This is a genomic window from Streptomyces sp. NPDC023573, from assembly GCF_055559735.1.
On the sequence record NZ_JBVHKB010000012.1, the window covers coordinates 25,940 to 38,413 of the forward strand.

The 12,474-nt window shown below is 71.4% G+C and carries 9 protein-coding genes; all 9 read left to right on the forward strand.

Features of this window, described 5'->3' with window-relative positions; genetic code table 11:
• Positions 1 to 127: 127 nt before the first annotated feature.
• Positions 128 to 1,615 carry an AlkA N-terminal domain-containing protein gene (locus ACZ32T_RS30970; RefSeq protein WP_467370339.1) on the forward strand — a complete coding sequence of 496 codons (1,488 nt, stop codon included), beginning with the start codon at positions 128 to 130 and terminating at the stop codon, positions 1,613 to 1,615.
• A gap of 81 nt (positions 1,616 to 1,696) precedes the next feature.
• Complete coding sequence (locus ACZ32T_RS30975; RefSeq protein WP_467370342.1) at positions 1,697 to 2,206, forward strand: methylated-DNA--[protein]-cysteine S-methyltransferase; 510 nt, start codon at positions 1,697 to 1,699, stop codon at positions 2,204 to 2,206.
• A 202-nt stretch (positions 2,207 to 2,408) separates the two neighbouring features.
• Positions 2,409 to 2,912 carry a hypothetical protein gene (locus ACZ32T_RS30980; RefSeq protein ID WP_467267831.1) on the forward strand — a complete coding sequence of 168 codons (504 nt, stop codon included), beginning with the start codon at positions 2,409 to 2,411 and terminating at the stop codon, positions 2,910 to 2,912.
• Positions 2,912 to 4,303, forward strand: coding sequence for a hypothetical protein (locus tag ACZ32T_RS30985; protein ID WP_467267830.1), 1,392 nt, complete (start codon positions 2,912 to 2,914; stop codon positions 4,301 to 4,303). Before ACZ32T_RS30980 ends, ACZ32T_RS30985 begins: the two co-directional genes overlap by 1 nt.
• Positions 4,300 to 5,715 carry a vWA domain-containing protein gene (locus ACZ32T_RS30990; protein WP_467370344.1) on the forward strand — a complete coding sequence of 472 codons (1,416 nt, stop codon included), beginning with the start codon at positions 4,300 to 4,302 and terminating at the stop codon, positions 5,713 to 5,715. The genes ACZ32T_RS30985 and ACZ32T_RS30990 overlap by 4 nt, the downstream gene beginning before the upstream one ends.
• Positions 5,716 to 5,765: 50 nt before the next feature.
• The gene (locus ACZ32T_RS30995; RefSeq protein WP_467267827.1) at positions 5,766 to 6,878 is read left to right on the forward strand and encodes an ATP-binding protein; all 1,113 of its coding nucleotides are present in this window, start codon (positions 5,766 to 5,768) and stop codon (positions 6,876 to 6,878) included.
• Entirely contained in the window at positions 6,875 to 9,670 is a 2,796-nt protein-coding gene (locus ACZ32T_RS31000) for a DUF5682 family protein (protein WP_467370347.1), read from the forward strand. Before ACZ32T_RS30995 ends, ACZ32T_RS31000 begins: the two co-directional genes overlap by 4 nt.
• A gap of 278 nt (positions 9,671 to 9,948) precedes the next feature.
• Positions 9,949 to 11,454: a glycine betaine/L-proline transporter ProP gene (gene proP / locus ACZ32T_RS31005; RefSeq protein WP_467370349.1), complete on the forward strand. Its 1,506-nt coding sequence runs from the start codon at positions 9,949 to 9,951 to the stop codon at positions 11,452 to 11,454.
• 516 nt (positions 11,455 to 11,970) lie between these two features.
• Positions 11,971 to 12,189 (forward strand): MbtH family protein, encoded by a 219-nt coding sequence (locus ACZ32T_RS31010; protein WP_356710585.1) that lies wholly within the window; start codon positions 11,971 to 11,973, stop codon positions 12,187 to 12,189.
• The last annotated feature ends 285 nt before the right edge of the window (positions 12,190 to 12,474 follow it).

Below are 12,474 nucleotides of genomic sequence, written 5' to 3' on the forward strand. Positions count from 1 at the left end.
AGTCAATCACTTTTCTGGAATGATTCCAATGAAAGACTGACACCAGTTCTGGTGGCAGGGGTGTACGGCGGGCGCGGTGTCCGATTCCCGCCAGCTCCTGGCGTGTGTCATCCCGCATCCTTGGGGCATGACCAGTGACGACAGCAGGTACGAGGCGGTGACCTCCCGCGACGCCCGGTTCGACGGCGAGTTCTTCTTCGCCGTGTCCACGACCGGGATCTACTGCCGCCCGAGCTGCCCCGCCACCACGCCGAGGCGCCGGAACGTCACGTTCTTCCCCACGGCTGCCGCAGCCCAGGGCGGCGGATTCCGCGCCTGCCGGCGCTGCCGCCCGGACGCGGTGCCCGGCTCGGCCGACTGGAACGCGCGCGCCGACCTGGTCGGCCGGGCGATGCGGCTGATCGGCGACGGAGTCGTCGACCGGGAGGGCGTGGCCGGACTGGCCTCGCGCCTCGGCTACAGCGCCCGCCAGGTGCAGCGCCAGCTGAACGCCGAGGTCGGAGCGGGACCCATCGCGCTCGCCCGCGCCCAGCGGGCCCACACCGCGCGGGTCCTGCTGCAGACCACCACCCTGCAGGCCGCCGACGTCGCGTTCGCCGCCGGTTTCGCCAGCATCAGACAATTCAACGACACCGTCCGGGAGATCTATGCCCTCACCCCCGGCGAACTGCGCACCGCCCGGCCCGGCAGCTCCTCCCGCTTCGGCTCCGTCTCCACCGCCGACGGGGCCGGGGGAGTGCCGCTGCGACTCGCCCACCGGGGGCCCTACGCGGCGGAAGCGATCTTCGACCACCTCGCGGCCCGCGCCCTCACCGGCATCGAGGAGATGGCCGGCGAACGGGGCGACCGCACCTACCGGCGCACCCTGCGCCTGCCGCACGGCACCGGCATCGCCGAGGTCCGCGAGCGGACCGGCGACGGCTGGCTCGAGTGCCGGCTGCACCTGGGCGACCTGCGCGATCTGACGACCGCCACCCAGCGGATGCGCCGCCTCTTCGACCTGGACGCCGACCCCCAGGCGGTCACCGAACGCCTCGGCGCGCACCCCGCTCTGGCCCCACTCGTCGCCCGGACGCCCGGACTGCGGGCCCCCGGCGCCGCCGACGTCCACGAACTGGCCGTCCGGGCGGTTCTCGGCCGGCACGTCTCCGCAGCCGCCGGACGCAGACTGGGCAGCGCCCTGGTGACGGCCTACGGCGCGCCCCTCCAGGTGCCCAGCGGCGCCCTCACCCGTACGTTCCCCGGCCCCGGCGACCTGGCCGAAGCCGGCCTGGAGGAGCTGGCGGCCGCCGGCTCCTCACGCGCCACCCTGCGCGCCGTCGCCGCCGCCCTGGCCGACGGGCGGCTCGGGCTCGACCCCGGCGCCGACCGCGACCAGGCGGAGAAGGAGCTCCTGAGCCTGCCGGGCGTCGGCCCCTGGGCGGCCGGCTACATCCGCATGCGGGCGCTCGGCGACCCCGACGTGCTGCTGACCGGCGACACCGCCCTCGACGCGGGCATGCGGCACGCGGGCGCGGACGCGGCGGACGCCGAGGCGTGGCGCCCCTGGCGCACGTACGCCGCGCACCACTTCTGGAAAGCGGCCGCGGACCGGCCCCGTCCCCCGGCAGCGTGACGTCCGAAACCCGCCAGCCATCACTTCGCGGACCTCGCACAGTTGACGTAGACGACCGATCCATCCGGAAGGACCATGACGATGACGCTCTACACCACGATCGACAGCCCGCTCGGCGAGCTGCTGCTGGTGGGCGAGGAGTCGGCCACCGCGGAGGGCGGCACGGCTCTCGCCTCGCTGTCCGTGCCGGGCCAGAAGGGCGGTGCGACGGTCCAGGACGGCTGGACGGAGAGCCCGGCGGCCTTCACCGCGATCGCCGCCGAGCTGCGCGCGTACTTCGAGGGGAGCCGGACCGGCTTCGGCATCGAGCGCGCCGCCGGCCGTGGCACCGACTTCCAGCGGCGCGTGTGGGAGGCCCTGGAGACCATCCCGTACGGGACGACGCTCAGCTACGGCGAGATCGCCGCGCGGATCGGCGCCCCCCGCGCGGCCGTCCGCTCGGTGGGCACCGCGATCGGCGCCAACCCGCTGTTGGTCGTTCGCCCCTGCCACCGGGTGATCGGCGCGAGCGGCGCGCTGACCGGCTACTCGGGCGGCCTCGACCGCAAGAGGCAGCTGCTGGACCTGGAGAACCACCACCGGGCGGCCTGAACGCCCGCACCCCACGGTGTGCGAACGCCCTGGGGCCGTGCGGGGAAGGCGCACCGATGACCGGCACCCCGCATCACGACGCGCGTCACCGGGCTCACGTGGACCGTCTCCCGATCTCGTTGTCAGTGGGCGCCAGTAGGTTCAGTCGTGTTCCGCCGATCCGGCGGCGACAACCCCTCAGCTGTGCATTGGAGATGGCGCGTTGTCCGATTGGGAGAGGTCGAGCACGGCACGGGTGATACCGCCCGCGCGGCCGCGCAAGCTCGCCAAGGTTCCGTTCGTCGAGCTGGCCGACGGGCGCCTGCAGGGTGTGGTGTCCAGCGGCTCGGACATCGGGCGGGTCTACGTCTCGTCCGTCGCCACGGGGACCTACGCGTTCGCCTGCAGCACCAACAACAACCGGCCCTGCGGCGGTGCGCGCGGATCGTTCTGCAACCATATCGGCGCCCTGATCAACGAGGCGGTCCTGCAGTACGGCGCCGAGCGCGTCGTCCGCTATCTGAAGGCCGACGTGCCTGAGGGAGAGGTGGACGGGGCCGCGCTGGCTTCGGCCATGAGGAGCACCCGCCCGCAGGCGGACGGGACGAAGGCGGCGGCATCCGTCTTCAGCCGCTTCCTGCGGCACCTGGCCTACCTCGAACACCCCCCGGTCACCGCTCCACTGCCCGAGATGCACTTCTTCCCGCCGACCCGGGCGGTGGCGTGATGCACGCCGGACTGCTCACCGAACCCGTCGACGGACTCGACGAAGCCCTGGAGGCGGTCGACGCCTTCGACCGGGCTCTCGTCGCCGGCCTGCTCCGCCACCGGCCCGCCGAGGCCGACGGCCCGGCGCGGCTCGCCGACGCAGTGACGGGGACACCGCTGGCCGCCAGGGTCGCCGAGGCGGCCGGGAAAGCAGCGGCCGGAGCGGCCGGCGAGGACCACTTCCTGGCCCTGGCCGCCGCGCGGACCGCGCTGCTCGGCTCCGTCCACGACGCGCTGCTGACCCGTGCCGAGGAGGCGGCCGGCCGTTCGCCCGGCGCGGAGACCGCAACGGCCGCCGGTGGGCAGCCGACGGCGAATCTGCTGACGGCCGCCCGCGCCTGGCTCTCCGACCTGGCGCGCTGCGGTTGGCAGGGACTCGACCACGAAGTGGTGTCCGGGGCGGCGGAGGTCGTGTCCGCGATGCTTCCCGACCCGTCCCTGCGCCGTCTCGCGACCCTCCTCGACGGCTTCGCCGCCGAACTCGCCGCGTCCTGTCCCGGCGCCTCGGCGGAACGGTTTCCGGTACGCCGCTGGGCCGACCTCTGGTCGCGCGGGATGCTGCTGACCGTGCCCGGAGCGGCCGTCACACCGGCGGCCGGGACCGCCGACGGCCGCCTGCTGCCCCTCGGCGTCGACGTACAGGAGCACGCGACCGCCGCACAGGCGCAGGTGCACGCGGTGCTCGAGCCCGCGGACGGAACCGCGCCCCGCCTCGTGCGTGCCAGTGTGTCCGTCCCGAAGCCCGACACGGTCCTCGGCGCCGGGATCTGGCAGCTGCTGCGCCCGCACATGTCGCTCCTCGCGGCCGCGGGTGAGGGCCGCTCGATGGACCTCGCCGGTATGCCGGTCACGGCCGAGGGCGACCTCCTCTGGAGCGACGAGCACGCCCGCCCCGGTCAGCCGGCCGAGGCGTTCGCCACGGCCCGCGTGGTGCTGCCCACCGCGACCGCCCCGGTGACCGCGCCGCTGGACCGGCATCCGGCGCGCATCGCCGTACCCGTCTTCCTGGAGGGCTACACCGCCCGGACGGATGACGACGGCCGGCTGACGTTCACCGTCGCCGGAACCGAACTGGACGTGGACACGGACCGTATCCCGGCCGCCGGGCCGCTCACGCCCGAGGCCGTCGCCAGGTCCGGCGCGTGCATCGCCCTCATCCGCTGGGACGCCGGGAGGTTCCGCGTACAGCCGCTCGCCGTCGAGACCGCGGTGCGGAAGAAGGCGACGCCGGTGCACGCGGGGGCGTGGGCCGGAGGGACGGCCGACAAGGCCGGGGTCAGAGCGGAGAAGGCGGCCACCGACGCCGCGAAGGTGCTGAGCGAGCGCGCGGGAAGGCTGCTGCGGAAATGACCGGACAGCAGAGTCCCGAGGCGACCGGAGAGCCCTCGCACGACAACCGCCGCCAGGTCATGTACTGGCGCCTACTCGCCCGGCTCTTCGACCACGAGGAGCAGTCGGCCCTGGAGTCGGCGAGCCTCGCCGTGGTCGAGGACATCGGCCTGCCGGCCAAGCTGCTGGATCCGCAGGCGTCGGTCGACTCCGTGGTGCAGCGCCATCCCGGGCTGGCCGCCGAGTTCGACGGCCTGATGGCTCCGGAGGCGGAGGCTGACGGTGATGCCGACACTCGCGACCGGGCAGCCGAGGTGCGGCGAGCCGCGCTCGTGTCGAAGGTGCTGCTGAACGTCTTCCACGACCCTCCCGGCACCGTCACGGCCGGCCGGCTGTCCCGGTGGCAGTCCGACGCGGGATGGCTGGAGCGCGCGCTCGGCTGCGAGCCCGGCGAACTGCGCGGCGGGCGCGCCGGAGGACCAGGTGTCAGCCCGACGGGGACGGGAGGCGGCGGCCGGACCCCCGATCTCAGCCGCCTCGTCCCGGAGATCGGCCCGGAGCTCGGCTCCATCGAGGCCGGGCTGGTCAAGCGGATGCGGCTGCGTGAGGTGCTCGCCGACCCGCATCTGGCCGGACAGCTCACGCCGAGCATGTCGCTGATCGAACAGCTGCTGCGCGACAAGGACAACCTCTCCGGTGTGGCCCTGGCCAACGCCAAGGCGCTGATCCGCCGCTTCGTCGACGAGGTCGCCGAGGTGCTGCGCACACAGGTGGAGAAATCCACCGTCGGAGCCCTGGACCGCTCGGTCCCGCCCAAGCGGGTCTTCCGCAACCTCGACCTGGACCGCACGATCTGGAAGAACCTCACCAACTGGAGCCCCGAGGAGGAACGGCTCTACGTCGACCGCCTCTTCTACCGCCACACCGCGCGCAAAACCACGCCGCAGCGGCTGATCGTGGTCGTGGACCAGTCGGGCTCGATGGTGGACTCGATGGTCAACTGCACCATCCTCGCCTCGATCTTCGCGGGTCTGCCCAAGGTCGACGTCCACCTCATCGCGTACGACACCCAGGCACTCGACCTCACTCCATGGGCGCACGACCCCTTCGAGGCCCTGCTGCGCACCAACCTCGGGGGCGGTACCGACGGCATGGTCGCCATGGCACTGGCCCAGCCGAAGATCGCCGAACCCCGCAACACGGTCGTGGTGTGGATCTCGGACTTCTACGAATGGCAGACCGAGACGCTGTTCGAGAGCATGGCCGCCATCCACCGCTCCGGGGCCAGATTCATCCCGGTCGGCTCCGTGACCAGCTCCGGGCGCGCCGGCGTCAACCCGTGGTTCCGGGAGCGCTTCAAGGACCAGGGGACGCCCGTCCTCTCCGGCCACATACGCAAGCTCGTCCACGAGCTCAAGACCTTTCTCACCTGAGGCCTCCCGGCCCGGTGCAGTCGAACCCGCATTCTTCGAAAGGCACACCCATGTCCGACCTGTTGCGCGCCCCCGCCGAGATCAAGTACGCCGAGGAACTGGACTGGCTGGAGTCGGTCGACGACGGCCCGAAGCCCTTCTCCTGGCGCCTGTCGCCGAAGATGGTCCGCCTCTTCATCCTGGGATCCGAGCGCTCCGACGGCCTCGACCGGGAGATCTCCCAGAAGTGGTACGGCGACCGCAGCTTCGTCGAGCGTTCCATCGTCACGCTGGCCTCCGACCGCGGTCTGCTGCTCATCGGCGACCCGGGCACGGGCAAGAGCTGGCTGGCCGAGCTGCTCTCCGCGGCCATCTCCCGTAACTCCACCCTCGTGGTGCAGGGAACGGCAGGTACCACCGAGGACCACATCAAGTACTCGTGGAACGTGTCCATGGTGATCTCCAAGGGCCAGTCGCGGGAGTCCATGATTCCCTCACCGATCATGACCGCGATGGAGACCGGGGCGATCGGCCGTTTCGAGGAGCTCACCCGCTCCACCAGCGATGTACAGGACGCGCTGATCTCGATCCTGTCCGAGAAGTACATCTCGGTCCCGGAGATGGACAGCGACAACATCGTCTTCGCCAAGCCGGGCTTCTCCGTCATCGCCACCGCCAACAGCCGCGACCGGGGCGTCAACGACCTGTCCTCAGCGCTCAAGCGCCGCTTCAACTTCGTCCGGATCCCGGTGGTGACGAACAAGAAGAGCGAGGCGGAGATCGTCCGCTTCCGCACCGAGGAACTGCTGCGCCGCCATCAGATCGAGCTGGACGTCCCGCCGACCCTGCTCGACGTGCTGCTGCAGAGCTTCGCCGACCTGCGGGCCTCCGCCGCCCGCGCCGGCAGCGACGACGAGAAGCTGGAGTCCGCGCTGTCGAGCGCCGAGCAGATCGGCGTGCTGGAGGACGCGATCCTGCACAGCAACTTCTTCGGCGAAAGCACGCTGACCGCCCGCGCCCTCGCCTCCTCGCTCGTCGGATCGCTGGCGCGGCGCGAGCCCGAGGACCTGGCCATCCTCAACAAGTACCTGCACGGTGTCGTCGAGCCGCGCAGCAAGGAGCAGGGCGGCTCCTGGCCGGAGTTCCTGGAGGGCGGCCGCGACGCGATCGCCACCCTGTCGTGAGCGCCGTGGCCGAAGGGACCCCCTTCGAAGCGCTACGGGGGCAACTCGAGCACGCGGCCACGGAGTTCGCCGACGGGCCCGACGCGCTGCGGGACATCCTCCTGGGCATCGTCGACGACGTCGACCGGGCAGTGCGTGAGCCGCTGGAGATCTTCCCCGTCTGTCATCACTCGCCCGCGTCCGCGGTGGCGATGGCACGGCGGCTGCGGGAGAAACAGCCGAAGGTGGTGTATCTGGAGCTGTGCGAGGACATGGCACCGCTCCTGCCGGAGCTGCGGAACTGCCGGCTCCCCGTGGCGGTCCAGGCGTTCGCGAGCGAGGTCAAGGGCTTCCCCGCGAAATGGGCACCGCTGTCGGTCGTAGCTCCGATCACCGAGGCGTCGGCCGAGTACCAGGCCATCGCCTACGTACTGGAGACCCCGGGCGTCGAGCTGGTCCTCGTCGACCGTTCCTCTGACCACGTGTTCCAGTGGCAGGCCGGCGCGACGGAGCCCCCGGACCCCGACGCGCCGCCCGCCGATGAGGAGGCGGCGCTGCACGGCGACGCCGTCGGGGTCGAGATCGGTGACCTGCGCCCCCGGTTCGCGGAGCTGGAGGAGCACCTCCTGCGCCACGGCCGCGTGCGGCACTGGTCGGAGTGGTGGCACCAGTACGTCGAACTGCCGCTCGGCGACAGCGACCACGACACCTACCGCCAGGTGATGCTCCTGATCGGCAGCCTGTTCCGCCGGCTGGCTCCCGGGGACACCGACCGGGTCCGGGTGGACGAGGACCGTGAGCGCTACATGTGGACCCGTATGCGCGAACACCTCGCCACGACCGGTACGGACCCCGGGGACTGCCTCTACGTCTGCGGCGCGTTCCACGCGTCCAGCCGCGTCGAGGAGTTCGGGGTCCACGGCACCGACACCTTCGAGATCACCCCGCCGAGCGAGAGCACCTGGCAGCACGGCTTGATCCCGTCGAGCCACGCGGCGATCGAGGCGCAGTTCGGGCTCGCGGCCGGGTCCGTGTCGATCGCCGCCACCCAGTGGGCGAAGAACGTCAAGCGCACCCGGGTGGAGCCGTACCGTCTCGCGGGTCAGGCGGGCGCCAGGAAGGCGGCGAAAGCGGGGAGGACCGTCCAGCCGGCCGCCCCCGCGACACCGGAAACACCCTCCGACAAACTCTCCGGCTTTCTGCGGACCCCGCCCGTCCTCGACCGGCTCGACGAGGCCGAACTCCTCGGCTGGTCGGTGGAGATCGTGCGTTCCGCCCGCCGTAACGGCTACCTCGCCTCGACGGCGGACGCCATCGCCGTGTTCGAGACGTCGATCCTGCTGGCCGGCATGCGGGACCGGGCCAGGCCCACGCCGTACGACTTCCAGGACGCGGCGGTCACCTGCATCGAGAAGGAGACCGTGCCGGGCAGGCGCGACGTCCGCCGCCTGGTGGAGATCCTGATGGGCGGCGACCGGATCGGCCAGGTCGGCTACGACGCCCTGCCGCCCCTGGCCCGCGACGTCCACGACCGGCTCGCCCCGCTGGATCTCAAGCTCCAGCAGCGCGGGGTGCGGCGAGCCCTGCTGGACATGACGTCCCGGCCGGAGCTGCGGCAGTGCTCGGACGTGCTGTGGATGCTGCGCCATCTCATGCCCCACGGCGCCGTACGGCCGATCATGGGTGAGCGGGAGCTCGGCAAGCAGTCGGTCCAGGAGTCCTGGGACCTGGCGCTGGGCACCCACCAGCGGGCGCTCATCGAGCTCGGTTACGAGGGCGTCAGCATCGAGCAGGTCCTGGAGCAGCGCCTGCGCCGAGCGGCGTACGCCCCGAACGCCACCACCGCGCAGGTCCTCGCGGCCGTCGAGGACGCCGTGCTGCATCTGCGCAGCGGCCGCCTCGCCGACGAGCTGGGCACCCGCGCCCTCGAGGTACTGGCCACCGAGCGCAGCGTCGACGGGGCACCCGAGGTCCTGCGCAGGGTGCGCCGGCTCCTGGCGTACTACCGGATCAGCCGGCCGGTGCTGCCGTCGTGGATCGAGTCCTTCGCCAGGACGGGGTACGCGCACTACTGCACGCTCCTGCCGACGGCGTTCACCGACGAGGACGCGACCGTCCGCCAGGTCGCCGCGATGCTGGGGTTCCTCTTCAGCATGGAGAGCCTGGCACTGTCGCTCGGCTGCGACCGGACGCAGCTGGACCTGGCCTTCGCGCAGTCGCACCCGCGGGAACCCTCCCGGGTGGCCCTGCTGTGGGCGGCCCAGGTGCACCTCGGGCAGCTCTCGCGCGCCGAGCTGAGGGAGCGGTGCGACGGACTCCTGGCCGACCCGCTGGTGGTGCCGGCCTACCCGCGCTACCTCAGCGGGTTCCTCCACGCACTGGAGCCGGTGCCTCAGCTGGCCGACTTCGTCGTGGAGGCGGTCTCGAACGCCTTCGCACGGCTGCCGGACCCGGTGCTGCTGCCCTGGCTCCCGTCCCTGATCACCACCCTGCGGGCCGAGGGCGCCGACCTGGCCCCGTTGCTCATCCGCGAGGCCGGACGCGTCTTCCCCGGCCGCCTCGCCGCGCTGGACGCCTGGGTCCCGCCGTGGCGCGGCACCCCGGAGACGACGACCGCGCCCCCGGCGGCCGGCGGCAGGGCCCGGCGAGCCGCGCTGCTCGCCGCCCACCCGGAGACCTGCGACAGCGTGGCGCAACTGCTGGGCTGCGAGGGCACCTGGGACACCGAGGCACCGGCCCCCTCGGGGGCGGTACTCGTCGGCCGCCACCCGGAGTCGGCGGTGGCACTGGAGGTGCTGCTCGCGGGAGTCTGACGGCGACGGGGGAGTGGCCCGGAGCTCGCGTGTGCCGCCAGGACGGCCCACGCGGGCCACCGGCCTCCCCCGTACGGGGCCCTCGGCTCACTCCTACGGCACAGTCACGCGGCGTCCCGCCCCATGGGCGGGGAAGGTGGGCCTGTCGGAAAGACAGCCGGCGTCGCGCGGTACGGCGGAGGGGCAGGGCTACAGCGGAGGGCAGCGTTCTCATGCACCGACCGAGACAACAGCCACGTGTCCTCCGGCAACAGGGCGAGCGGTCGGCGACGGACCGGATGGTGCGGACCCTTCTGCGACGGCGCAAGAAGTCCCTGGCCGCCGGCGACGTGATGGTCACCGATCCGCCGAAGGTGCGCCGCGCCGTCACGGCGGCGGCGCTCGGCAACACCATGGAGTGGTTCGACTTCGGTGTCTACGCCTACCTCGCGGGGACCCTGGGGAAGGTCTTCTTCCCGTCCAGCTCACCGGGCGCACAGGTCGTGTCGACCTTCGCGACCTTCGCCGCCGCCTTCGTCGTGCGTCCGCTCGGCGGGCTCGTTTTCGGGCCGCTCGGCGACCGCGTGGGGCGGCAGAAGGTACTGGCGATCACCATGATCATGATGGCGGCGAGCACCTTCGCCGTCGGCTTCCTCCCCACCTACGCGGCGGTCGGCTTCGCCGCTCCGCTCCTGCTCCTGCTGTGCCGTCTGGTGCAGGGCTTCTCGACAGGTGGCGAGTACGCGGGCGCCACGACGTACATCGCGGAGTACGCGCCCGACAAACGCCGGGGGATCCTCGGCAGCTGGCTGGACTTCGGGACCTTCGTCGGATATTCGCTCGGGTCCGGTCTGGTGACCGTGCTGACCGCGGTGCTCGGCACGGACGGCCTGACGGACTGGGGGTGGCGCATCCCGTTCTTCGTCGCGGGCCCGCTCGGTCTGATCGGTCTGTACATGAGGCTGAAGCTGGAGGAGACCCCCGCCTTCCAGCGGGAGGAGGAGGCGCAGGCGGAAGCCCTGTCCGAAGGTGACCCCGTCGAACAGGCGCGTCAGTCCGGTAAGGGCCGGCTCAAGGAGATCTTCACGCAGCACTGGGAGGCGGTGCTCATCTGCATGGGCCTGGTGCTGCTCTACAACGTCACGAACTACATGGTGACCTCCTACCTGCCGACGTACATGTCCGAGACGCTCGGCGAGCCGGAGACGACCTCCCAGCTGCTGGTCCTCGGCACGATGCTGCTCGTGGTGCTCAGCATCACGGCGGTCGGCAGATCCTCGGACCGCTGGGGCCGGCGCCCGGTGTTCATGGCCGGGAGCGTGGCGCTCATCGTGTTCGCGATCCCGGCCTTCCTGCTCATCCGGCAGGGCGGCATCCTGCTGCCGGCGATCGGCTGCGGGGTGCTCGGGCTGCTGCTGGTCTGCTTCGCGGGGACGTCCGCCTCGACGCTCCCGGCGCTGTTCCCGACACGCCTGCGCTACGGCGCCCTGTCGATCGCCTTCAACATCTCCGTGTCACTGTTCGGCGGGACCACGCCGCTGTTCGCCTCCGCTCTCGTCGAGATGACCGGCAACGACATGATCCCGGCGTACTACCTGATGGTCGCGGGTGCCGTCGGACTGGTCGCGACGTTCTTCCTCCACGAGACGGCGGGCAAGCCGTTGCGCGGTTCCGGCCCCATGGTGGAGACCCCGGAACAGGCGCGCACTCTCGTCGCACGCAGCAGGACACGGGCGGGCAGACAGGCGCGCGACGTGTGGATCCGGGTGCGGCACCCGGGGGGTGGGGACGGCGGCAAGGGGTGAGGCTGCTCAGCCGGACCGGTCGTCCCGGGGGGCCGGATCAGGGGCGCGCACCCGGCGCATGGGAGCTTTGCCGCGATCTGCGCGCGTAACAGGAGTACGCGGGCGCACGCCGGAGGCTATCCGAAAGTGTGTGGTGTATATCAAGCAGTACCCGCACCGAGCGGACATTTTGTGGCCGGATATGTTCGTACAGGGTCGGTTGGCATATACCCGGGGCGGGTGCGATCCCCGGCGGCAGAGCGGGTACTTGTAAGTAATCAGGCGAATACTCGCCGTTCGTTGCTCCGGGTCCTCTAATGTGATTGCCGTGAGCGGGTGACGTCGGGTTAACCCTTGCGTGGACACCGGTATGTTGACGGAATGCGGAGAGGGAACGTATCTCCGTCCCGCATGGCCGATGCCGCACCGCAGGGTCGGGGGCTCGACGGTGTGTCGCGGAAAACGACCGGAGCGGTACGCCCGCACAGAGTCGATGAACGTGTCGTGAAAAGAGTGAGAACAGGTGGGGGGACGGCCGTGACCAATCCTTTCGATGACGAGTCGGGACGGTTCGTGGCGCTGGTGAACGACGAGGGTCAGTACTCGTTGTGGCCCGCGCATATCGACGTTCCGGGCGGCTGGCGCGCCGCCGGTCCGGAAGGTTCGCGTCAGGAGTGTCTCGACGTGATCGAAGGCGCCTGGACCGACATGCGGCCCGCCGGCCTGGTGCGATCGATGGGGGCCGACGCCGGATAGGGGGGGCGGCCGGGCCGCCGGGGGCGGCATCTTCCGCTTCCAGGCCGAGCGGCTTGTCGACGCCCCGCTCCGATCGATTTCGTTCCTATCCGAGCGAAGTCGATCAATTTTGATCAGGTGTCGATGCGCCTTGTTCGCGCATGTTCATTTCGCCTCCGTGTGGCGTGCATATGTTATCGATGGGCTGCCTTGCGAGACGCCCTCGTTGTGCGAACGAAACGCTGTCTCCCGCTGGGCGGTAATGCCCCGTGGGAGATCTCGGCCGCGTCTGATTCGGTGGGTTCG